General features: G+C 66.2%; 23 protein-coding genes. 9 read left to right on the forward strand and 14 right to left on the reverse strand.

What is annotated here, in order from left to right; all coding sequences use genetic code 11:
• Window positions 1-59: 59 nt before the first annotated feature.
• The 5 genes from fliQ to CYD53_RS30150 form a co-directional block, all read right to left on the reverse strand.
• Window positions 60-326 carry a flagellar biosynthesis protein FliQ gene (gene fliQ, locus CYD53_RS05805; protein WP_103717183.1) on the reverse strand — a complete coding sequence of 89 codons (267 nt, stop codon included), beginning with the start codon at window positions 324-326 and terminating at the stop codon, window positions 60-62.
• Window positions 327-354: 28 nt separating this feature from the next.
• Window positions 355-678, reverse strand: coding sequence for a flagellar hook-basal body complex protein FliE (fliE, locus tag CYD53_RS05810; RefSeq protein WP_103717184.1), 324 nt, complete (start codon window positions 676-678; stop codon window positions 355-357).
• Between the two features lie 29 nt (window positions 679-707).
• A complete protein-coding gene (flgC, locus tag CYD53_RS05815; protein WP_069692351.1) occupies window positions 708-1,118 on the reverse strand; it encodes a flagellar basal body rod protein FlgC in 411 nt (136 codons plus the stop codon).
• A gap of 28 nt (window positions 1,119-1,146) precedes the next feature.
• On the reverse strand, window positions 1,147-1,548 hold the full coding sequence (gene flgB / locus CYD53_RS05820; protein WP_103717185.1) for a flagellar basal body rod protein FlgB: 402 nt from the start codon (window positions 1,546-1,548) through the stop codon (window positions 1,147-1,149).
• A 72-nt stretch (window positions 1,549-1,620) separates the two neighbouring features.
• On the reverse strand, window positions 1,621-1,797 hold the full coding sequence (locus CYD53_RS30150; protein WP_181011727.1) for a hypothetical protein: 177 nt from the start codon (window positions 1,795-1,797) through the stop codon (window positions 1,621-1,623).
• Window positions 1,798-1,807: 10 nt separating this feature from the next.
• On the opposite strand from CYD53_RS30150, the gene CYD53_RS30155 reads away from it, so the two are divergent.
• On the forward strand, window positions 1,808-3,163 hold the full coding sequence (locus tag CYD53_RS30155) for a hypothetical protein (RefSeq protein WP_181011728.1): 1,356 nt from the start codon (window positions 1,808-1,810) through the stop codon (window positions 3,161-3,163).
• Window positions 3,164-3,362: 199 nt separating this feature from the next.
• Complete coding sequence (fliP, locus tag CYD53_RS05845; protein ID WP_425428266.1) at window positions 3,363-4,112, forward strand: flagellar type III secretion system pore protein FliP; 750 nt, start codon at window positions 3,363-3,365, stop codon at window positions 4,110-4,112.
• A gap of 3 nt (window positions 4,113-4,115) precedes the next feature.
• Here the strand turns inward: fliP and CYD53_RS05850 are convergent, their stop codons facing one another.
• A complete protein-coding gene (locus CYD53_RS05850; RefSeq protein WP_103717191.1) occupies window positions 4,116-7,532 on the reverse strand; it encodes a hypothetical protein in 3,417 nt (1,138 codons plus the stop codon).
• Between the two features lie 476 nt (window positions 7,533-8,008).
• The gene (locus CYD53_RS29860) at window positions 8,009-8,230 is read right to left on the reverse strand and encodes a hypothetical protein (protein ID WP_146055826.1); all 222 of its coding nucleotides are present in this window, start codon (window positions 8,228-8,230) and stop codon (window positions 8,009-8,011) included.
• 216 nt (window positions 8,231-8,446) lie between these two features.
• Between CYD53_RS29860 and CYD53_RS30485 the strand changes: the two genes are divergently transcribed.
• Window positions 8,447-8,686: a hypothetical protein gene (locus CYD53_RS30485; RefSeq protein ID WP_103717192.1), complete on the forward strand. Its 240-nt coding sequence runs from the start codon at window positions 8,447-8,449 to the stop codon at window positions 8,684-8,686.
• Between the two features lie 86 nt (window positions 8,687-8,772).
• On the opposite strand, the gene CYD53_RS05860 is transcribed toward CYD53_RS30485, so the two are convergent.
• The 4 genes from CYD53_RS05860 to fliL are packed head-to-tail and all read right to left on the reverse strand — an operon-like array spanning window position 8,773 to window position 11,763.
• Window positions 8,773-9,612: a MotE family protein gene (locus tag CYD53_RS05860; protein ID WP_245928106.1), complete on the reverse strand. Its 840-nt coding sequence runs from the start codon at window positions 9,610-9,612 to the stop codon at window positions 8,773-8,775.
• Complete coding sequence (locus CYD53_RS05865) at window positions 9,609-10,061, reverse strand: DUF6468 domain-containing protein (protein ID WP_103717193.1); 453 nt, start codon at window positions 10,059-10,061, stop codon at window positions 9,609-9,611. The genes CYD53_RS05860 and CYD53_RS05865 overlap by 4 nt, the downstream gene beginning before the upstream one ends.
• A 19-nt stretch (window positions 10,062-10,080) precedes the next feature.
• Entirely contained in the window at window positions 10,081-11,214 is a 1,134-nt protein-coding gene (gene fliM / locus CYD53_RS05870) for a flagellar motor switch protein FliM (RefSeq protein WP_103717194.1), read from the reverse strand.
• A 42-nt stretch (window positions 11,215-11,256) separates the two neighbouring features.
• Entirely contained in the window at window positions 11,257-11,763 is a 507-nt protein-coding gene (gene fliL / locus CYD53_RS05875) for a flagellar basal body-associated protein FliL (protein WP_103717195.1), read from the reverse strand.
• A 292-nt stretch (window positions 11,764-12,055) separates the two neighbouring features.
• Between fliL and flgF the strand changes: the two genes are divergently transcribed.
• The 4 genes from flgF to flgH are packed head-to-tail and all read left to right on the forward strand — an operon-like array spanning window position 12,056 to window position 15,454.
• Complete coding sequence (flgF, locus tag CYD53_RS05880; RefSeq protein ID WP_103717196.1) at window positions 12,056-12,799, forward strand: flagellar basal-body rod protein FlgF; 744 nt, start codon at window positions 12,056-12,058, stop codon at window positions 12,797-12,799.
• 20 nt (window positions 12,800-12,819) lie between these two features.
• Window positions 12,820-13,611: a flagellar basal-body rod protein FlgG gene (gene flgG / locus CYD53_RS05885; RefSeq protein ID WP_103717197.1), complete on the forward strand. Its 792-nt coding sequence runs from the start codon at window positions 12,820-12,822 to the stop codon at window positions 13,609-13,611.
• A gap of 17 nt (window positions 13,612-13,628) precedes the next feature.
• A complete protein-coding gene (flgA, locus tag CYD53_RS05890) occupies window positions 13,629-14,690 on the forward strand; it encodes a flagellar basal body P-ring formation chaperone FlgA (protein WP_103717198.1) in 1,062 nt (353 codons plus the stop codon).
• Window positions 14,691-14,713: 23 nt separating this feature from the next.
• Window positions 14,714-15,454, forward strand: a complete 741-nt coding sequence (flgH, locus tag CYD53_RS05895) for a flagellar basal body L-ring protein FlgH (protein WP_103717199.1) — start codon at window positions 14,714-14,716, stop codon at window positions 15,452-15,454.
• 309 nt (window positions 15,455-15,763) lie between these two features.
• Here flgH and dksA read toward each other — a convergent pair whose 3' ends face one another.
• The 3 genes from dksA to CYD53_RS05910 all read right to left on the reverse strand — a co-directional run bounded on the left by dksA (window position 15,764) and on the right by CYD53_RS05910 (window position 18,762).
• On the reverse strand, window positions 15,764-16,186 hold the full coding sequence (dksA, locus tag CYD53_RS05900; RefSeq protein WP_069692337.1) for an RNA polymerase-binding protein DksA: 423 nt from the start codon (window positions 16,184-16,186) through the stop codon (window positions 15,764-15,766).
• 202 nt (window positions 16,187-16,388) lie between these two features.
• Window positions 16,389-17,375 (reverse strand): hypothetical protein, encoded by a 987-nt coding sequence (locus CYD53_RS05905; RefSeq protein WP_103717200.1) that lies wholly within the window; start codon window positions 17,373-17,375, stop codon window positions 16,389-16,391.
• 13 nt (window positions 17,376-17,388) lie between these two features.
• Window positions 17,389-18,762, reverse strand: coding sequence for an MBOAT family O-acyltransferase (locus tag CYD53_RS05910; protein WP_103717201.1), 1,374 nt, complete (start codon window positions 18,760-18,762; stop codon window positions 17,389-17,391).
• A gap of 155 nt (window positions 18,763-18,917) precedes the next feature.
• Here CYD53_RS05910 and CYD53_RS05915 point away from each other — a divergent pair, with 155 nt between their 5' ends.
• Both CYD53_RS05915 and CYD53_RS05920 read left to right on the forward strand, forming a co-directional pair.
• Entirely contained in the window at window positions 18,918-19,580 is a 663-nt protein-coding gene (locus CYD53_RS05915; protein ID WP_103717202.1) for a CerR family C-terminal domain-containing protein, read from the forward strand.
• Window positions 19,577-20,536, forward strand: a complete 960-nt coding sequence (locus CYD53_RS05920; protein ID WP_425428267.1) for an HlyD family secretion protein — start codon at window positions 19,577-19,579, stop codon at window positions 20,534-20,536. The genes CYD53_RS05915 and CYD53_RS05920 overlap by 4 nt, the downstream gene beginning before the upstream one ends.
• The last annotated feature ends 16 nt before the right edge of the window (window positions 20,537-20,552 follow it).

The following is a 20,552-nucleotide window of genomic DNA, read 5'->3' on the forward strand; positions in this document are numbered from 1 at the left end:
ATCGGTGCGTCGCAAGCTGGGGCCATGGGCGACCATGGCCGGGCAAAGCTGCGGCAGGTTCATTCGCCCGTGGCGATTCGGACGGCGACCCGCCCCATATAGCCTGCGAGCGCGTCGCCCATGAATGGAAGAAACACCATCAGCGTCACGAAAACGGCGAGGATCTTCGGAACGTAGACAAGCGTCTGCTCCTGGATCTGCGTGAGGGCCTGGACCAGCGAGACGGCGAGGCCGACGACGAGGGCAACCGCCATCACCGGCCCACCGGCCTTGAGGAAGACGAAAATGCCGTCGCGCGCGACGTCGAGGATGGCTCCGGAGGTCATTGCTTCTCGTCCTGAAACGCGGCGGCCGTCAGACCGGCATCCGCATGATTTCCTCATAGGCCGCGATGATCTTGTCGCGCACGGCGACGAGCGTCTCGATTGCGGCCTCGCTTTCGGCGACGGCGGTCACGACATCGACCACATCGGAGCGGCCGGCGGCGACATTGGCCGTCTGCGTGTCGCTCTTCTTGCCGGCGTCGGCGGTGGCTTCGAGCGCCTTGCTGATCAGCGACGAGAAATCCGGGCCGTCGCCTGCGCCGGTCGCGGCGGCGAGCGGCTTGCGCATCAGATTGCCCGCGCCCATCCCCTGGATCGAGGCGTAGGCTCCCGCGGCGAAGCTGGGTGTGGCCATGGCTTAGGCTCCTGTTCCGGGCCGCGCGATCAGGTGCGCAGGATATCGATGGTGCGCTGGATCATCCGACGCGTGGAGGAGATCAGATTGAGGTTGGCCTCGTAGCTGCGCTGGGCCTCGCGCATGTCCACGGTCTCGATCAGGGTGTCGACATTGGGCATGCGGACATTGCCCGAGGCGTCGGCGACCGGATTGCCGGGTTCGAATTTCGTGCGGAAGGCGCTTTGGTCGCGCTGGACGCGGCCGAGATTGACCAGTTGTGCGTCGAGGTCGCGGTCGAAGCGGCGCTGGAAGGTCGGAATCTTGCGGCGATAAGGGTCGGCGCCGGCGCTGGCGGGCCCGGAATCGGCGTTGGCCATGTTCTCCGCGATCACCCGCATGCGGCCGGACTGGGTGCGCAGACCCGATGCCGCGACCGCGATGCTCTTCATCAAATCCATGATTGGCCTCCCGCCATAGCCGCGCCGGTCACCGGCCCTTGCCGATTGCGATCTTCATCAGGCCCAGCCCCTTGCTGTAGAGCGAGGCGGCGAGCTGGTAGTCCGACTGGTTCTGCGCGACCTTCATCATCTCGTCCTCGAGATTGACCGCGTTGCCGTTCGGCGTGATTTCGAAACGCGGGGCGCCCGTGCTGTCGAAGCCGCCACGCTGGCCGGAGAGGCCCATATGACTGGGGCTGGTCTGCGCCATCACGACGCCGGCCTGGCCGGGCGCGATCGCGGGCGCTTTCAGGTCATGCGGGCGAAAGCCCGGGCTGTCGGCATTGGCGACGTTCTCGGCCAGCAGCTTCTGGCGCGATTGATGCCAGCGCATGCGCGTCTTCAGCGCCTGCATCAGGTTTCCGCCGGTGCCCAAAGCAGTGTCGGCCATGGTCGCTCGTTCCGTTCCGGTCACCCTGGAGCCGGCCGTCGCCGAGGGGCGGCAGCGCGGCGAGGCTTTCGCTCACTGGGTAAATATTGCCGGGTGCAGGGTTAACGGCTGGTTAAAATCGGCCTGGCTGTGCGAAACAGTTAACCACGCGTTCACCATGTTGCCCGATAAGAAAAGCGTTATGCTATAGCCAAGGCGTTGAACCTTGGGCGGAAACATCGGCCGCTCGAAGGCGTCGCCGTCGCTCATGAGGCAAACCTTGCAGACGTTGTTTGGCTTCGATCTTTCCACCGGGCAAAAGTGGATCATCGCTTTCGCCGTCATCCTGGCTCTGCTGGCGCTGCTCGGCTTGTTCGCGCGCCAGATCAAGGGTGGCCGTCTGAGAATGAGAGGGCAGGGCGGCGGCCGCGCTCGCCAGCCGCGTCTCGGCGTCGTCGACATCCACGATCTCGACCGCCAGCGTCAGCTCGTCCTGATCCGGCGCGACAATGTCGAACACCTGATCATGATCGGCGGTGTCTCGGACATCGTGGTCGAAACCAATATTCTGCGCAGCGGCAGCCGTGCAGCGACAGCACTTCCCACGGAGGTCCCGGCGACCGAGCGGCCGGGCGCCTTCGACGCCCTGCCGCCGGCCGAGACCGCGCGCCAAGACACGCGCCAAGACACGCGGCAGGAACAGCCCACACCGGAGCGGTTGCCGATCCGATCGATCCCAGGCGGTGCGCCGTCGCGCCCCGCGCAGCAGGTGCCGACGCAGGCAGAGGCTCCTGCCGCCGTTGCCGCTGCCGTCGTTCTGCCCAGCCTTGCTGCGGCCGCAACCCAGATGCCGGCGCCGGTGGTTCAGCCGCCGAGCTTCACGCGTGATTTTTCCCCGTCGCAGTCTGCCAGCGCCGTCGAGCTCGACAACATGGCGCAGCAATTGGAGGAGGCGCTGAAGCGGCCTCACTCGGCCGTCCGCCCGGCGAATGCGCCTGCTGAGCCGCCGCGGCTTCAGAGCGAGCCCAAGCCGCCGGCACCGCCGGTCGAGCCGATGGTCGAGACCGCCATTGTCGCGCCGGCGATGCCGACGCCGACTCCACCCGCGCCGCCCGAAACGGCAGGGCGGCCGATTCCGCTGCCGGCCGATGTCGAGGCCGAGCTCGAAATGGCGCTGGGCCTCAGGCCCGAGCGCGTGGCCCCCAAGGCGCCTGCTGTCACCGTCACAGTGAAACCTGCTCCTGTCGCACCGCCGCCCGCGCCCCCCGTGCCGAAGCCTGTCATGGAGCCGGAACCCGTCAAGGCGGCCTCGGCTCAGAGCGAGCCTGCGGTCGTGGCCGGGTCGGCTCCTCCCGACGATATCGACGATTCGTTCCTCGAAGCTCCGGACAAGTCCGCCGAGTCCGCGCTCGCACCGGAGTTCGAGCATAAGGCGAGCACGGCCCCCGAGCCCAGGAAGCCGGCGAGCGAACCGGAGCCTGTCCTCAAGCCGGAACCCAAGCCCGAACCTAAGCCTGAACCTAAGCCCGAGGCTGCGCCCGAGCCGAAGCCTGCCGCCATCGACCCGTTCTCCGTCGATGCGATCGAGGCAGAGTTTGCGCGCCTGCTCGGCCGCGATCCCAAGCCCAAATCCTGAATTCACCCAGGCCGCCTCGTCGCCTCGGCGAGGTGGCCTGGGCGCGATCAACAGGCACGATCAACAGGATTGTCGGTGTGCGCGGGCCTGACGCTCCGTGCCCGGTTGCCCGGGCGCGATGGCCGGTTCTAGCGTTGGCCGGCCCGATCGACTGAGTCGGGCGTTGTTCCGGCCCGGCGTGACTTTGACCAGAACCTTTGTGAGATCGCTGCGAGGCGGCCGCGCCTTATGGGGCGCGTTCGCGCTCCTGCTTGTGCTGGCGGCTCCGGCCTGGGCGCAGACGCTTTCGCTCGACCTGGGGCAAGGCGGGGGCGTCGCCGAGCGCGCGCTCCAGCTCATCGCCGTCATCACGGTGCTGTCGCTTGCACCGTCGATCCTGGTCATGGTGACGTCGTTCACGCGCATCGCCGTCGTGCTGTCGTTGCTGCGCTCGGCGCTCGGCACGCAGACCGCGCCGCCGAATGCCGTGATCATCGGGCTGGCGCTGTTCCTGACCGGCTTCGTGATGACGCCGACGCTGCGCGAGGCCTATCGCACGGCGATCGAACCGCTCGTTGCCGGCCAGATCCAGCCGCAGGAGGCCTATAATCGCGGGGTCGTGCCGTTCAAGGCGTTCATGCTCAAGAATGTCCGCGAGAAGGACCTGGCGTTGTTCATGGAGATGTCGCGCGAGCCGGCTCCCGCGCGGCCCGAGGATGTCCAGATCCAGGTGCTGGTGCCGGCCTTCATGATCTCGGAACTGCGCCGGGCCTTCGAGATCGGCTTCCTGCTGTTCGTGCCCTTCCTGATCATCGACCTGGTGGTGGCCTCGATCCTGATGTCGGTCGGCATGATGATGCTGCCGCCGGTGACGGTGGCGCTGCCGTTCAAGCTGATCTTCTTCGTGCTGGTCGACGGCTGGGGGCTCGTCGCGAGCTCGCTGGTCAAGAGCTATGGCGGGTCGGGATAGGGCTCAGCCTTGCCTGGGCGGCGGGGCCGTGCTTTCGGCAGCGCCGGTCTGGCCCTCGGCCGGTGGCTGCTCGGGTCTGGGGCGTTGCCGCACGGCGGTGGAGTAGCCCGGGTAGCGGGCACGATAGGCCGTCATGAAGTCGGTCAAGCTGTCGGAGCTCGCCGCCGCGCGCGCCATCTCGCGGATGTCGGAGGCCTTGGCGCGGCTGGCTCCGGTGACGAAGGCGAAGGTGCGCGCATCCGTGCTCTGCGCCATCTTGGCGGCGAACTTGCCCCGCAGCCGGTCCAGCGAGAGAGCCTCGTTCGACATGACATAGGAAATCGCGCTGCGCATCACGTCGGCGCGCTCGCTTTCGCTGAGGGGCGCAGTGCCGCGCCAGCTTTCGCCGAGCATGCGTTCATGCGCCTCGCCGGCCTCGCGCCAGCGCTTGCCGGTCCAGAAGATATCGGAGCGCAAACGGTCGACCTCCGGCCCGCGCTCCTCTTCCAGCAATTCGAGCGCCTGGTCGGTGCGCGACAGATCGGACAGTGCCTTGGCCTCGAGCAGCAGGCGGGCACGCTTGACGTCGGCGGGCAGTTCGATCAGCCGCGTCGTGTTGAGCGCGCGCAGCGCCTCGACCGGCTTGCCGTTCATCAGGCTGATCATGGCGAGCTTGGTGGCGACGGTGGACCGCGCCGCGCCGGTCAGGCGCTTCTCGATCTGGTATCGCAGGATTTCGCCCGCCTGATCCAGCAGGTCGAGCTCGACCAGCCTGTCGGCCAGGAGCCGGGTGATTTCGTCGCCGCGCCGGCCGACCGGCAGGAATTCCTTGAAATCGTAGAACAGGGCCAGCGCTTCGATGCGCGACAGCTGTTCGGTGCCGCGCCCGCTGAACAATTCGGCGAAGCGCTGAGCGGTCTCGTCATGCATGCGCCGCGTCAGCGGGTTGTCGGGGTAGTTCTCATTTGCCCGGCGCGCGACCATGAAGGCGTCGCGCCAGCGCTGGTGGTCGGCATAGAGCCGACCGAGCTCGGCCAGCGCCTCCATCTCCAGATCGCCGCCGCGCCAGATGATCGATACCGTCTCCAGGCGGGCGATGGCTTCGTCGGACGATATGTCCGGTCGCTTTTCGGCCTGTACGAGCTTGACCGCGCGCAGTTGCGCCTCGGCAGCAACAGGCCGGCTGCGTGCGTCGAACAAGGGCTTGTAGCCGTTCAGCGCCGCTTCCGGCCGGCCGCCGACATCGTCGAGGATGGCACGCAGGAGTGCGAGCTCCTCGGGGTCCACCAGGCCGTGCGGCAGGTTCGAGAGTTTTTCGATCTCGCGCTCGGCGATGGTGAGGTCTTGCATCGCCAGTGCCGCGCGGGCCTTCGCGAGGCGCAGTTCGGCCTGGATCTCCGGAGGATAGCGATCGAGGATCGCCTCGGCGCGGCGAAAGCCGATGAGCGCCTGGGCGTTGCGCCCAAGTCTCTGCTCCGGCAAAGCTCGCCAGAGGCCGGCTTCGACATCCTCCTTGATCGGGCCGGCATCGAAGGCGGTGATCGCCTCCTGATTGCGATGCATGCGTACCGCGATCAGCCCCTTCAGGAAGAGCGGTTCGCGCTGGTTCCGCATGGCCGGGTCGTCTGCCATCATTGCCGACAGGGGACCATTGGCTTCCGCCATCAGGCCATTGGCGGCGTAGAACCGCGCCAAGGCGAGGCGCGCCTCGGATTTGCGGGCGCGCGAGGCATCGGCAACGTCGCGCAGCAGGGCGCGTGCGCCGTCCCTCACGGTGTCGACGTGCAGCTTGTCCCATCGCTCGGGGTCGAGCAGGGGCGGCTGGGCGACCGCAGTCTGGCTCGTGTCGCTCGGCGCATCGGCGGGTATGTCGAGCGTCACCGTCAAGCCACCGGAGCGACCGATCTGGGCCTGGTCGGCCGTGGCGCGCACCACGAGATCGTCGGCGCGGGGCGCGACGGCAAGTCCATGGGCGGTCTCGAGCAAGCTGAACTCGACGAACTGATAGGGCTTGGCCGTGAGGCGCGTCGGGCCGAATGCCGTGGCAACAGCCAGCGGCGTCCCGGACGGACCCGGCTCGAGCCAGTGCACCCCGGTCATGCCTGACAGCGGTACGGCGAGAATGGTCTGGCCGCGCTCGTCGATCGCGCGGCGCGGCGCGATCGGGCTCGCCGGCTTCTTCTGCTGTTCGCCGAGGCTCAGCGACCAGGTCGGGCCGTCGTCGATCAGCCGTGTCAGTTGCTGATTCGCCAGTCGCAGACGCACCAGCGTGACCTTGCCCTCGCGGGTCACTGTCGCGTCTTGGACGAGTTGCGGCAGGATGGTCTTGAAATCGGCCGGGTTGATCGTGTCGCGCGTGTCGAAGACGAGCGTGACGATTCCCGCGTCGACGAAGGCGGCCGCGCCGGTCATGCGCGGGAAGCGGAAATCGATATGGCCGCCTTGTGCAGTGCCGGCGGCCTCGATCTTTACCGCCTGGGGTGTCGGGTCGACGACCGGCGGGACGACAGCCGCAGGAACGGTCGCGGGCTGGCTGTCGGGAGTGACGGCGGAAGCCACTGGCGCAGCCGGCAGGGAGGCAGGCGTCGGCGGGGCCTTCACCGCCGCATCCGTTCCCTCCGGCAGGCTCGCCAATGTCGGCCCAACCGCTTTGGTGGGGCGCAGGAGATCGACCGTCAGCCCGTCCTCGTCCTGGAAGTTCCTGACCTGCCAGTCCTTCGGAATCGAGAGTTCAAGTCGTGTCGCGGTCTCGTCGGTCTCGTGGGAGAGCAGCGCGACACCGTCCGGCAAGGCGCGTTTGAGGGCTGCGGGCTCGACCGTCAGAGGCTGGTCGAGGGTCAGCTTCAGAGTGCCGTCCCCGAGCGCAGTCGTGAGACTGGTCCCGGGAGGTGCCTGGAAGATCAGGCGCTCCAGCGTCGGCAGCCTGGCGCCGCGCACGATCAAAGGCTTGTTCTGGGGCCGTGGTTGACGGGCAGCTTCCTTGACGCGAGCTTCGGCCTGCTTCAAGCGCTCCGCCATATCGGCGATTACTTCGGGCGGCGGCCCGGGCAGCAATCCGGTCCAGTTCTCGGGCAAAAGATCGATGAAGGCCTTGTCGCCGGCCTCGATCAGATTGGCGCGGAACCTCTTGGGCAGCGCGAAACGCATGCCGCGCCCGTCGGGATCGAGCCGCGCCAGGGTGATGTATTCTGGCAGCTCTTTGGCGATCTTGTTGATGTCGATCTTCACCGGGGAGGCGAAGGCGACCACGAGCACGCCGTTGTTGAGGCGAATACGGGTCGGCGTCGGCTCGTCGAAGGTCAGGGCGAGGCGGCCGAAGCCCGGCGGCATGTCCTGGCCGCGCAAGGTGGCGTTGGCGGCGAGCGCGGGTTCGCCCAGGCCCGCACCGATGGCGAGCGCAGCCAATCCGATACCGAAGGCAAGGGAACGCGGGACACGCAAAACCGGAGAACTCACGCAACGCGACATGAACGGGCCGGAGCTGCCTGACCAGGCCGTCCGCCTGCTTCGGACGCTAGCTTGTCAAGGATAATGCCGGGTTAACGTGGCCTCGGCATAATATCCTTGCGGAACAGTCGTTTAGAAGGTTCGCCGGGATTTCGGGCTTGGGAAGCAGGGAGCCGTGGCGGGGCGGCCATGGCAGCGTGCCAGCCCGCGGTGATTGCGAGTGCGCACGCGACCTGCGTTTACCCGCCGGCTGCGCGCTGGCTTGACGTTCGCAAAGCCGGGATCATGCAGTGCCGGCTAAAAAACGGGTGCAATTATCGAGAAATTAACCATACTGCTGTACCGGTCAGTAGTGGGTCGCGTTCTATCCGAAACAAGATCCGGGTTGGAGGACGCCATGCTGATCTATGTCGGGATTTTCTATTTGTCGTGCTTCGCGGTCTTCCTGGAGCTGGTCGATCGCGCTCCGGTCATGGATTGACGTCCAGCAGACGCCAGGCCGACCAGCCAAGAAATCCGATCCACGAAACCGTCGCGCTGACGAAAAGCAGCACTATCGTGATGGTCATCAGCTTTTGAGCAAGCGTTTTCGCCGGGGCATGATCTGCTTGCGGCGCTCGGTTTTCACGCGTCGACTCGCCATCGCCTATGCCGGCAATCAGATCAGCGCTTGCCGCGGTCCGCGAATTCAAGAAGGCGGCCCTCTATTGCCTGACCGCGCCTGAGGGAAAACGACAATCGCCGGCTGCGTCAAGCCCGGCCTTCCTTTTACAAGCCCGGCCTTCCTTTTAAAGGAGAGGCGTCGGATTACGCGCGAATCCCCCGTGGTTTTCAAGCGCCTGCGGGATCGACCTAAGGCCGTGCGTCGGCCGGTTCGTCTCAACGGCTTCAGGAGTTGGCGCGCGGCCATGGATGTGAATGACCATGTCACGGCTTGGCGTCGTCACGGCCAGCGGCGTGCGCCAATCTCGTTCCAGAAGCCGATCAGGCTGCTGGCGACAAGCGTCATCGGGGCCGCGCTTGGTTTGATCCAAGGGCCATGGCGCGTTCTTCAGTCATTGTCGGCCATGATGGATGAGGACGCATGCCGCTTGCGGACGCTGCTCGCTGGCATTGCTTCGGATCGGTGCGATCAGAGCAATTCTTGATCCGACAGGATCGTTCAATTGCGATCGATCTTTGCCTTAACGCGTTTTCTTCACCCGAACCGCTATCCACTTCGCTCGAAAACGCTCTACCGGCGTGGAGCGGGTGCGATGGCCGGCAGTTCGTTGCCCGGCAGCGGCGTGAGTTCAGCCGTATTGCGCTCCGGCGCGCGCGAGCTCGTGGCGAGGGCCACCGTCAGCTTCTCGGCCCGGTCGGGCGCCATGGCGGCGAGCACGTCGGACATCTTGCGCGGGTTCATCTGCTGGACAACCGGCAGCAGCACGTCGAGGCCGAGGCGGTCGAAGACGCGCGCGGCGTCCTTCGGCTTCATCGTCTCGTACATGATCACGAGATTCTTGATCGCCTTGAGTTCGTCCTCGGCGGGCTTGCGCTTGGGGCCGTCGACCTTGTCTTCGAGCTGCTTCAGGTCGCCGACACGGCCGTCGAGCTTCTTCTCGGCGGTATCGAGCAGGCGTTCGCGCATCTCCAGTTCACGAATCCGGGCATCGATCTCTTCGCGCCGCTCGCCGAGGCGTTCGAGAATGGCGCGCTCAGCAGGAGAGGTGGCCTTGGCCGTGCCGTTGACGATGCCGGCCTTGTTGTTGGGGTTGGCGGCGCGCGCCGCCTCGGCCTTGGCTTCCGCCTCGGCCTTCTCCTGCTCCTTCTTCGGGTCAGGCTTGTCGACCGAGCCGGTCGTCTCCGGGTCGCGCAGGGTGCCATCGGGTGCGTGCGCCTGGGCGATCACCTTGGCGAGGCCCCAGACCTGGGGCTCCGGCTTCACTGGCCGGGTACTGTCGGAGGAAAAGACGCTCGCGCTTGCCGGCACCTTTCCCGGATAGGGCTCCGCCGTCCAGGCAAGCAGCTTCAGCGCCAGGAGGCCCATGGCGCCGAGAATCACTGCCGGAAAGAGGCGGGGCCTTTCGATCACGCGGCCTGGCCTTCCAGGCGCCGGGCGGCGCGGGTGCGGATGGCGGCCGCGGATTCGGCGGCGCTGACCATGCGCGAAATCGGGGTGGGCTCGGGAGCTGACGGCTCCGTGGCTTTCGGCGCGACCAGCGTGGCGGCGCTGACGATCTGCGAGATCCGCTCCATCACGGTCTGGCCGGCTTCGATCTGGGCGGCGAGGTCGGCGGCGTAGCGCTCGGCAGTGCGCAGGCGCTCGGCCAGGGTGCGGTCGCAGTCGCCCAACGTCAGCTTCAACCCGGCGATGGCGCGCTCGGCGGTATCGGTCGCCGAGATCAGCGCGCCGACGGTCTGGCGCATGGCGCCTTCGTCGGCCTTCAGCCGCTCGATGCGCTTGGCCAGCACGTAGCAGGTGATGATGGTCGCGACGAGGAGGCTTGCGACGAGGGCATCGGCGATGAGGGTGATCGTCATGGCTTGGTGAGTATCCGCGTCAGGAGGGGGAACCGAGATGGCTCGTGGCGCTGTCGAAGGCGGCGATCGTGGTCTTGGAGCGGCGCAGTGGGCTGACGACCTGAACGGCGATCTTGTCGTCGACGCGCCCGATCCGGCCCTCGCTGACAATGAAGTCGCCGCAGCGCAGTGCGACCGTCGAATCGGGCCTGGCGTCGAACATCAAAGTGTCGCCGATCTCGAGTTTCATCACCCGCTTCAGCGGCATCTGCGTCTCGTGGAGCACGCAGGTCACGGCGACGTCGGTCTGCCAGACCTCGGTCGCCAGATGGTTTTCCCAGATCGCATCGCGCCCGAGCTTCTCACCCATGAAGCTTTCGAGCAGCAATTCGCGGATCGGCTCGATCGTGGCGTAAGGCAGCAGCAGATGCAGGCAGCCGCCCCGACCTTCCATGTCGAATTTGAGCTCGACGCGTATGGCGGCATTGGCTGGCCGGGAGATCGAGACGAAGCGTGGATTGGACTCGATGCGATCGACCGTGAAGCGCACGGGCGAGAGCGGTTTGAAGGCGGCCTCGGCATCGCTCAGAATCAGCGCGATGACGCGCTTGAGCATGTTGATTTCGATCGAGGTGAAGGGGCGGCCGTCGACACGCGGCGCCGGCTGGCCGCGCTTGCCGCCAAACATCGTGTCGAGCACGGAATAGATCAGCGAGGACTCGATCGTGATCAGGCCGAAATTGTCCCACTCCTCGGCCTTGAACACCGAGAGCATGGCGGGCAGCGAGATCGAATTGATGTAGTCGCCAAAGCGCACCGAGCGGATGCTCTCCAGCGAGACCTCGACATTGTCGGTGAAGAAGTTGCGCAGGCTGGTCGAGAGCAGGCGCACGAGACGCTCGAAGATGATCTCGAGCATCGGCAGGCGTTCATAGGCGACCGAGCCGGAATCGACGATGGCCTGGATGCCGTTGCGGGCGTCCCTGTCGTCGCCGATGGAGAAACCGAGCATCGTGTCGATTTCGTCTTGCGACATCAGGCGGTCGGTGCCGCCATCCTGCTCGCCTTCCTCCATCAGCAAGTCGGGCATGGTCGCCCACTCGGCCGCCATCCCTTCCGGGCTGAGGGGCTCGTTCTTGGGCTTGCCGGTTGGATCGAGGTCGTCGTTGCTCATGTCTTCGTCGTCATCCCGGCTGGCGCGCGGAGCCCGGGGGGCTCACTGCACCAGCAATTCCTTGAACAGCACCGCGTCGATCTTGGCCGGATAGACCGTGACGTTGACGCGGCGCAGCAATTCTTCCTTGAGGCGATACATGCCAGCCGAACCTTCCAGATCGGCCGGGCGCAATTCGCGCATGAACACCTGGAAGGCGTCCTCGACACGCGGCAGCAGCGGCTTGATCTCCTCGGAGACCTTGGCGTCGGCGATCTCGAGCACGACCTTGACCTTGATGATCGGCTGGCGGTCCTGCTGGCCGCCCGGCGAGATGCCGATCATCATGTCCCTCATCTCGACGAAGCTCGCCGGCTTCTTGGCGGCCTTCGCATGCTCGGCCGCTGCGATCTGCTCCGGGGAGGGCTGCTTCAGGAAGAAGAACCAGCCGCCGCCGAGCCCGGCGAGCAGCAGCACGCCGCCGAGGATCATGATCAGCTTCTTCTTGCCGGGCTTGGGCGCTTCGCCGCCGGCATCGTCTTCGTCGGTCTTTCCGGTCTTCTTCGACATCGCAGCACCGCCTCGGGCTGGGTGCGTGCGGCATCGGTGCCTTGCTCCCTCGCGTCACCCTGATCAATCACGGTTAACGTGTCGTTAAGGACGGCAAATCTTGCCGGGTCATTTCTGCCCGAAGCCCCGAATTTGCCGGGCAGGACAAAGGCATGAAAACCAAGAATATGTATTATAAATCAATATACTATGTGATTTTAACCATGTTGGCACAGCGCTTGCGGCTGTGGTGCTGCGATGGCTGCGCTGGGGAGCGTCGAAGCGATCGCGGGACAATTCGGGAGACCATGCCGTGGAGAACGCGCTTCTCGTCGGCCTATCGCGTCAAATGGCTTTGGCGCGCGAGCTGGATGTCATCGCCAACAACCTGGCGAATACCGGCACGAACGGCTTCAAGTCGCGCTCGGCGCGCTTCAATGAATTCATCATGCCTGTCGCCAGTGCCGAGACCTTTCCGGGGGGCGACCGGCGGCTCTCCTATGTCATCGACAAGGGCACGCCGATCGACCTGTCGCAGGGCGCGCTGGAGCGCACCGGCAACCCGCTCGACGTAGCGCTGCGCGAGGACAATTACCTCGTGGTCCAGACGCCGAATGGCCAGCGCTACACCCGTGCAGGTTCGTTGAGCCTGAATCAGCAGGGCGAGCTCGTGACCCAGGGCGGGCAACAGGTGCTGGGCGAGGGCGGGCCGATCCGCTTCAGCAACACCGAGACCAATTTCAGCATCGCCGTCGACGGCACCGTCTCCAGCGATCAAGGCGTCCGCGGCAAGCTCAGGCAGGTCCGCTTCAACAATCCGCGTGCACTGAGCAGCGACGGCAACAACCTGTTCGCTTCGGCGACGCCGCCGCTGCCGGCAGGGCCGCAGGCCAGGCTGGAGCCCGGTGCGATCGAGGGCTCCAATGTGAAGGCCATCATCGAGATGACCCGCCTGATGGAGGTCCAGCGCTCCTATCAGGGCATCGCCAACATGATGACCAAGACCGACGAACTGCGCACCAAGGCGATTTCTCGCCTGGCCGATCAGCAAGCCTGAACCGGGGAAGGAGCAAAGCCATGCGCGCCCTGCAGACAGCCGCCACCGGCATGATGGCCCAGGAACTCAACGTCCAGGTCATCTCCAACAACATCGCCAACGTGCGCACCACCGGCTACAAGCGCCAGACCGTGCATTTTCAGGATCTTCTCTACGAGAACTTCCGGCGCGCCGGCTCGGCCACCTCCGACCAGAACACGATGGTCCCGGCCGGCACCTTCATCGGCTCCGGCGTCAAGACGACCTCGACCGGGCGCATCATGAGCCAGGGCAACCTGTCCTCGACCGAGAAGCAGTACGACGTCGCCATTCGCGGCGAGGGCTTCTTCAAGATCCGCATGCCCGATGGCCGCACGACCTATTCGCGTGACGGCTCCTTCGACCTCGACGCCCAGGGCCAACTCGTGACCCGCGACGGCTATACGGTCGAGCCCGGCATCACGGTTCCCAACAACGCGACCAGCGTCAGCATCAACGCGCAGGGCACGGTCGAGGTCCAGCTTCCCGGCCAGACCGCGCCGCAGACGCTGGGCCAGCTCCAGCTCACCCGCTTCGTCAACAAGGTCGGCCTCGAATCGATCGGCGACAACCTGTTCGTCGAGACGGCGGCTTCGGGCCCGGCGATCGATGGTGTCGGCGGCGGCGAGGGTTTCGGCACGCTGCAGCAGAATTATCTCGAAGAAGGCAACGTCCAGGCCGTGACCGAGCTCACCACGCTGATCGCAGCTCAGCGCGCCTATGAGATGAACTCCAAGGTCATCACCGCCGCCGACCAGATGATGTCGGCGACGACGTCGATGTTCCGCGGCTAGGGCTGAGGATGCGCGCCATGATCCGCCTATCGACCCTCCTCGCCACCGTCGTGCTGGCTGGTACGGCCTTCGCCGCCCAGCCTCATCCGGCCGCTCGCGCCGGGGCCGTTGCAGCTATCGTCGCGCCGTCGCCGCAACAGCCGCCGGCTCCGACACCGGTGCGCAAGCCCTTCCTGCGTCCGGAGCTCACGCTCACGAGCGAGCTCGTCAGTTTCGGCGATCTGCTCTCGGGATTGCCGAGCGAGGCTGCTGCGACTCCGGGCTTCCGGGCGCCTGCACTCGGTGAGACCGGCACGATCCAGGTCAGCCGCATCATGGAGGCGGCGCGCGCCGCGGGCATCATTCGTGACGCTGGCGACATCGAGAGCCATGGCTTCGCGCAGGTGATCGTGACCCGCGCCGCGCGCCGACTGATGGCGTCCGATCTCGAAGCGGCGGTAAAGACCGGCCTCCAGGAGCGTTTCGGGGTCGATGCCCGGGCACTGGCGCTTGCGATAGACGGCGGCGCACCGGCGATCGCGATCGAACCCGAATTGACCGGCGACGTGACGGTGCTCGACCTTGGCTATGACGCCCGCTCGCGCCGGGTGCAGGCCAGGCTGATCGTGCCGGGCAGCGCGGCGCTGCGCCTGAAACCCATCCGCATCACCGGTCAGATGGTCGACACCATCGAGGTCGTAGTGCCTCGCCGCAGCATCGCCCGCGGAGAAACGCTGAGCGTGACTGACGTCGTGGTCGAGCGCCGTCCACGCGATGGGCAGGCGAGCGAACTCATCGGCGACGCGAAGGCGGCCATCGACAAGGTGGCGCGGCGTGCGCTCAATGTCGGCATGCCGCTGCGCGTCGGCGACGTACAGCGCGAGGAGATCGTCGGGAAGGGCGATCTCGTCACCATCGTCTACGCAGCGCCCGGCCTGCTGATCTCGATGCGCGGCAAGGCCGGCGAGGCCGGCGCGATGGGCGACGTCATCACCGTCACCAACCCTCAATCCAAGCGCGTGCTGCAAGGCACGGTCAGCGGGCCCGGGCGGGTTTCCGTCCAGAGCTCTGCCATCGGCCGTGTCGCCAGCGCTCCCTGATCCAGACAGTTGCGGACCTGATCATGACCACACGCATTCTCGTCAGACTCTCCGGGCTGCTCGCCCTCAGCGTTGCTCTCAGCGCCTGCGGCGCGGCCGACCGGCTCGCCAATGTCGGCCAAGCGCCGGCCCTCTCCGCGATCGAGGATCCGACGGCGGTGAAGGGCTACAAGCCCGTGCAGATGCCGATGCCGGCGGTGGAGCATGCCTCCTTCGCGCCGAACTCGCTCTGGCGCACCGGCTCGCGCGCCTTCTTCAAGGATCAGCGCGCGCGGATGGTCGGCGACCTCGTGACGGTCAAGGTCAAGGTCACCGACAAGGCCCAGCTCGACAACACGACCAAGCGCAGCCGCAAGAACGGCGAGGATGCAGGCGCCGACAACATCCTCGGCTACGAGAACAAGCTGCCCAACGGCGCCACCGCCGGCTCGCTCCTGAAGCTCGATTCGACCGCTTCGAGCGAGGGCGTGGGTTCGGTGCGCCGCGCCGAGACCCTGGCGACGAATGTTGCCGCCGTGGTCACGCAGACCCTGCCCAACGGCAATCTGGTGATCGAGGGCAAGCAGGAGATCCGGGTCAATTTCGAGGTGCGCGAGCTGATCGTCGCCGGCGTGATCCGGCCCGAGGACATCGAATCGGACAACACCATCGATTCGACCAAGATCGCCCAGGCCCGGATCGCCTATGGCGGGCGCGGCCAGCTCACCGACGTCCAGCAGCCGCGCTATGGCCAGCAGGTCATGGATATCCTGCTGCCTTTCTGAGGCGTTACGCAGATCTCACGAAGTTCCGGCCGGCGTGGAACGCTCCCCGCTTATTCCCGCGCTGGCCGGCCGGCGGTCTCTCCCGAGCCGCCGGCTCTTATCGCCAAGTGAGGGCGGCGGACGAGAAGCGGCTTCCCGCATGTCGTCATCCCGCTCTCGTCCCGGCCGCCCGCCACGCTCCCCAAGCTCACAAGGCTGGCGGCCAGAAAGAAGCCCCGCGCCTCCCGCGCGGGGCTTTTGCCCGCGAAACATAAAAGGCCCTCCGCGCGTCGCGGAAGGCCCCCCGAGTGCAGCGAAGCGCGCCTTCGCCTAATCGTCGCGGAACACACGCTCATTGCGCTCGTGACGTTCCTGCGCTTCCAGCGAGAGCGTTGCGATCGGCCGGGCCTCGAGGCGCTTCAGGGAGATCGGTTCGCCGGTGTCTTCGCAATAGCCGTAGGAGCCCTCGTCAATGCGGGCGATGGCGGATTCGATCTTGGCGATCAGCTTGCGCTGGCGATCGCGGGCACGCAGCTCGATGGCGCGGTCGGTTTCGGAGGAGGCGCGGTCGGCGATGTCGGGGTGGTTCTCGCTCTCGCTTTGCAGAGTGACGAGCGTTTCCTTCGCTTCCTTCAGAATCTCGTTCTTCCAGGACAGAAGCTTGCCGCGGAAATATTCGCGCTGCCGCTCGTTCATGAACGGCTCGCTGTCGGTGGGTTTGTAGTCCGCTTCGAGAATGATTTGCTTCGACATAGGCGCACTCTCTGAGTTGGTCGTCTCGGCGCGCCCACCGACTCTGCCGTGGGAGGCCCGCCGATTTCGCGCCCTTATAGCGAGGGACATGGGCAGTAACAATCACCGCCGCGCGTCTTCAACCGCTTCCGTCAACACATTGCCTCGACTGGGCGATAGAGCGCCGAAACGGGCGTTTCCACCCCTGATTCCTGCCCTTGCTTCAAGGCCGTTGCGCCAGGACATCGGCGATATCCGCCTCGACCAGCGCGGCGAGGCTGCGACGGTAGTGGGTGTGGTCGAAAAATTGGTCGGGGTCTCCGTTCTCCGGCCGACCGATTCGCCAGTCGAGCAATACGGAGCGGGGGTGTCGCTGGGTTATTTCCGCAAAGGCGGCGCGGCAGGCGGAATCCGCCGCGGCATCCTGGCTGCCAGGCTCAGGATGGCTCGTCACATAACTTGGCGGGCGCAGCAGAATCAGGGTCGCTTCCGGGGCAGCCGCCAGGGCGAGCGCTTCGAGCGCGCGGGCGGCGGGAAACGGCCCGGTGTGATTGCCACCACCAATCTGCAAGGGGGTCTCCAGCGCGGCGCGGCGATCGCGTTCTACCTCGGGCGCTTGCGCATCGAAGTTCGCTTCATAGTCCCAATAGCCGTCGGGGCGGGCGCGGGCGCCGTCGGGACTGCGTAGATAAGCAATTCGGGAGGGCAGTTCCTGGATGACGTCGTAGCGTATGAGGCCGAGGAGGTAGTCGCCGAGATTGCGGCTGAGGAGCCAGAACGGGAAAGGTCGCTTGTTCGGCAGCGCCGGATCGGATGTGCACCAATGTTCGTCGATGCCCACGACGATCGCGCGCGCCGGTTCGAGCCGTTTGCGCAGAAACCAGTCGAGCAGGGCAAGAGCTTCCTTGGGGCCGGTTCCCGGTGTCGCAAGGGAGAGGAAGGCGGTGCCGGTCCTCGCCGTGAGTTCCTCGGGAGAGACGAGCTGGATGTGGGAGTTGCCGATGATCACTGCTTGAAAAGCGGGGTCGCGCCCACGGCTTGCTGCGGCCATGCGCGGTCCCTGCGGCCTGACGCCTGGCTTGAGCGCAAGCGGAGAACGGCCGGTGTCATAGGGGTCGAGCAGAAAGGCGAGCCCCAGAAGGCTGGCCGCCAACAGCAGAGCCGTCGCCAGGAAGGCGCGTGTGAAGCTGGCCCAGCGCACTGCCGACATCGGCGCGATGCTTTCAGAACTGAAAGTAGATGAATTCATAATTGGCGTCGTCGCCGATCTTGAACAGGACGATGACGAAGAGGAGCGCGGCAATCACTGCGATCCAGCGCGCTGGCGGCAGCCGGTGCACGAGCGCCCAGGCCGTGGGGCCGAGAACTGCGAAGGCGGCGGCCGGCAGCAGCGCGCGCCATTTGAAGCCCGTCCCCATCGGAGCCAGGCCGATCAGCCCCTTATAGATCAACAATGCCGCGTCGAAGCTCGTGGCGCGGAAGAGCACCCAGCACATCATGACGAAGAGGAAGGTCAGGAGCCAGCCGAGCGGCCTGGGCATCGGCAGCTCGGCGCGCCGCCAGAGCAGCGCCACGATCAGGGCGAGCCCATGTGCGACGCCCCAGGCGACATAGGTGAGCCCCGCGCCGTGCCAGAGCCCTCCCAGCGCCATGGTCGCAAACAGCGCCCAGACCTGGGTCGGCAGGCCATGCCGCGAGCCGCCGAGCCAGATATAGAGATAATCGCGCAGGAAGCGCGACAGAGTCATATGCCAGCGCCGCCAGAAATCCTGGATGCTCGTCGAACGATAGGGCGCCTCGAAATTCTGCGGCAGCACGATGCCGAAGAGCAGCGCCAGCCCGAGCGCCATGTCGGTGTAGCCGGAAAAGTCGAAATAGATCTGGAAGGTGAAGGCGAGCACGCCCTGCCAGGCCTCCGCCATGCTGACGACCTTGCCGGCGGCGGCGGCCGCGAAGACCGGGTTGGCGTATTCGGCCAGCGGGTCACCGAGCAGCACCTTCTTGGCGAGGCCGGCGGTCAGCAGCAGCAGGCCGCGGGCGAACCGCTCGGCTGCGTCCGGCCGCTGATAGGGGCGCTCCTCGAACTGGTGCATGATCTCGCGCCAGCGCACCAACGGCCCCGCCAGCACCTGCGGGAAGAAGGCGATGTAGAGTGCGTAACGCACGAGATCGTAGCGCGGTGCCTCGCCGCGCCGGAGATCGGTCAGGTACATGACGTGGTGGAAGGTGAAGAAGGAGATGCCGAGCGGCAGCGCGAGATCGAGCCGCGGCGTCGCAAGGCCCGGAATCATCCCGGCGAGATCGGCGAAGAAGTTGACGTATTTGAACAGCGCAAGCGCGGCGAGGTTCAAGACGATCGCCAGCGTGATCAGCGCGCCCGCCTTGGTCTGCTGGAAGGCTTCGGCAATGAGCCAGTTCAGCCCGATCGAGAGCGCCAGTAAGGGCATGAAGCGCCAGTCCCAATAGCCGTAGAAGGCGAAGGACAGCGCCACCAGCACGGGCAGCCGCCATTGCGGTGCAAAGCGCTCGGCGAGCCAATGCAGGCCGAGGGCAAGCGGCAGGAAGCCGAGCAGGAAAGCGAAGGAGTTGAAGAGCATCGAGCAAGGCGGATCCGAGGCAGGCTGCCGCCTTAGACCATTGTCCGGCGCAAGTCATGTCGAGCGCGGCCTTTACCAAGGCGATGTTCCGCGTATTGCGTGCCTCATTTAATCAATCGATTGATTGAATTGAGCTGCAATGGTAGGCAAGGCGGATGAAAGCAGCCCTCGGCAATGATCAAGGCGCCCGCGAGGCGCTGATGCGCGCCGGGCTCGACCTGTTCGGGCGCCACGGTTTTGATGCGAGCTCAATCCGCCAGATCGCGCAGGCGGCCGGAGTCAACAGCGCCGGCATCGCCTATCATTTCGGTGGCAAGGACGGGCTGCGCCAGGCCTGCGCCGCGGCCATCGTCGCCACGATGAAGGAGCGGGTCTTTGGGGCCGCTGCGGCCATGCCGCCGCTGGAAGGGCTCCCGCCGGAGGCGGCGGTGGAGCTTTTGGTTGCGGTCGTGAGCCGGGTTACGGACTTCGCGGCACGCGCGCCGGAAAGCGAGACCATCGCCCGCTTCGTCGTGCGTGAGATGATGGAGCCGACCTCGGCATTCGAAACGCTTTATGAGGGGCTGGTTGGCCCGGTCCATGGCCGTCTTTGCACGCTCTGGGCTGTCGCGACCGGCCTTGAGGCCGAGGCGCAGGCGACCAAGCTCGCCGTCTTCGCGATGGTCGGGCAGGTGCTCTATTTCCGGCTGGCCCGGCCGGCCGTGGCGCGGCGCATGGGCTGGAACGACATCGGCGAGGCCGAGAGCGAGGCGATCGCCACCGTCATCGGCGCCAATGTCCGGGCCAGCATCGCCGCCATGTCGGAGGGACAGTCATGATGCTCGGATTCCTCTGCTCTTTCGGTTTGATCGCTGCGAGCTTCTCGGCCTGCGGCGCGGATTCGGTGCGGATCGCAGGCTATGTCGAGGGCGAGTATGTCCGGCTGGGCCCGATCGATACCGCCCGGATCGAACAGATCCTGGTGAGGCGCGGCGACCGTGTCGAGGCCGGCAAGATCGTGGCGGGGCTGGAGACGACCGATGCCCGCAATGCGGTTTCCGAAAGCGAGGCGCGGCTGGTGCAGGCTCAGGCCCAGCTCGAAAACCTGCGCAGCGGCAAGCGACCCGAGGAGATTGCGGTTATCGCGGCCAGCCTGGCTTCCGCCAAGGCGCAGGAGCGCGAGGCCGATCGGGCTCTAGACCGCCGACAGGACCTGTTCCGCCGCGGGGTCTCGACACAGGCCGATCTCGATCAGGCTCTGACGGCGCGGGACGTCGCGAGCGCGCGGGTCCGGGAGATCGCCGCCAATCTCGACGTGGCCCGGCTGGCGGCGCGGGCCGAGGAGATCAAGGCGAGCGAAAACCAGGTCGAGCAGGCGAAGTCCGCTCTGGCACAAGCACGCTGGCGGCTGTCCCAGCGCCAGCTCGTGATGCCCTCCGCCGGGCGGATCAGCGATGTGCTGCGCCGTGTCGGCGAACTCGCGGGGCCGAGCGCACCGGTGTTGCTGATGCTGCCGGACGATGCCGCCAAGCTGATGCTCTACGTGCCCGAGACGCGTATCTCCGGCGTGACCACCGGCATGCGGCTCGATGTCCGTTGCGACGGCTGTGCACCAGGGCTGACGGCAACGGTCACCTATGTCTCACCGGAGCCGGAATTTACGCCGCCGGTGATCTATTCGGCGCAGACGCGCCAGAAGCTGGTCTATCTGGTGGAGGCGCGCCCCGATGGCGGGCCGCAATCAGCGCTCCAACCGGGCCAGATCGTCGACGTCATGCTGCGGGCGCAGCGGTGAGTGCCACGCTCGCCAT

It is taken from the genome of Allobosea psychrotolerans (genome assembly GCF_002917105.1).
GTDB lineage: Bacteria > Pseudomonadota > Alphaproteobacteria > Rhizobiales > Beijerinckiaceae > Allobosea > Allobosea psychrotolerans.

Excerpts from the sequence above, each read along its gene's own strand:
- fliM (WP_103717194.1), bottom strand. The coding sequence starts at position 11,214 with ATGAGCAACGACGACCTCGATCCAACCGGCAAGCCCAAGAACGAGCCC.
- fliL (WP_103717195.1), bottom strand. The coding sequence starts at position 11,763 with ATGTCGAAGAAGACCGGAAAGACCGACGAAGACGATGCCGGCGGCGAA.
- fliQ (WP_103717183.1), bottom strand. The coding sequence starts at position 326 with ATGACCTCCGGAGCCATCCTCGACGTCGCGCGCGACGGCATTTTCGTC.
- fliE (WP_103717184.1), bottom strand. The coding sequence starts at position 678 with ATGGCCACACCCAGCTTCGCCGCGGGAGCCTACGCCTCGATCCAGGGG.
- flgB (WP_103717185.1), bottom strand. The coding sequence starts at position 1,548 with ATGGCCGACACTGCTTTGGGCACCGGCGGAAACCTGATGCAGGCGCTG.
- CYD53_RS30485 (WP_103717192.1), top strand. The coding sequence starts at position 8,447 with ATGGATGTGAATGACCATGTCACGGCTTGGCGTCGTCACGGCCAGCGG.
- flgC (WP_069692351.1), bottom strand. The coding sequence starts at position 1,118 with ATGGATTTGATGAAGAGCATCGCGGTCGCGGCATCGGGTCTGCGCACC.
- CYD53_RS05910 (WP_103717201.1), bottom strand. The coding sequence starts at position 18,762 with ATGCTCTTCAACTCCTTCGCTTTCCTGCTCGGCTTCCTGCCGCTTGCC.
- flgA (WP_103717198.1), top strand. The coding sequence starts at position 13,629 with ATGATCCGCCTATCGACCCTCCTCGCCACCGTCGTGCTGGCTGGTACG.
- CYD53_RS05905 (WP_103717200.1), bottom strand. The coding sequence starts at position 17,375 with ATGTCGGCAGTGCGCTGGGCCAGCTTCACACGCGCCTTCCTGGCGACG.
- CYD53_RS30150 (WP_181011727.1), bottom strand. The coding sequence starts at position 1,797 with ATGAGCGACGGCGACGCCTTCGAGCGGCCGATGTTTCCGCCCAAGGTT.
- flgG (WP_103717197.1), top strand. The coding sequence starts at position 12,820 with ATGCGCGCCCTGCAGACAGCCGCCACCGGCATGATGGCCCAGGAACTC.
- dksA (WP_069692337.1), bottom strand. The coding sequence starts at position 16,186 with ATGTCGAAGCAAATCATTCTCGAAGCGGACTACAAACCCACCGACAGC.
- CYD53_RS05915 (WP_103717202.1), top strand. The coding sequence starts at position 18,918 with ATGAAAGCAGCCCTCGGCAATGATCAAGGCGCCCGCGAGGCGCTGATG.
- flgH (WP_103717199.1), top strand. The coding sequence starts at position 14,714 with ATGACCACACGCATTCTCGTCAGACTCTCCGGGCTGCTCGCCCTCAGC.
- CYD53_RS05920 (WP_425428267.1), top strand. The coding sequence starts at position 19,577 with ATGATGCTCGGATTCCTCTGCTCTTTCGGTTTGATCGCTGCGAGCTTC.
- CYD53_RS05865 (WP_103717193.1), bottom strand. The coding sequence starts at position 10,061 with ATGACGATCACCCTCATCGCCGATGCCCTCGTCGCAAGCCTCCTCGTC.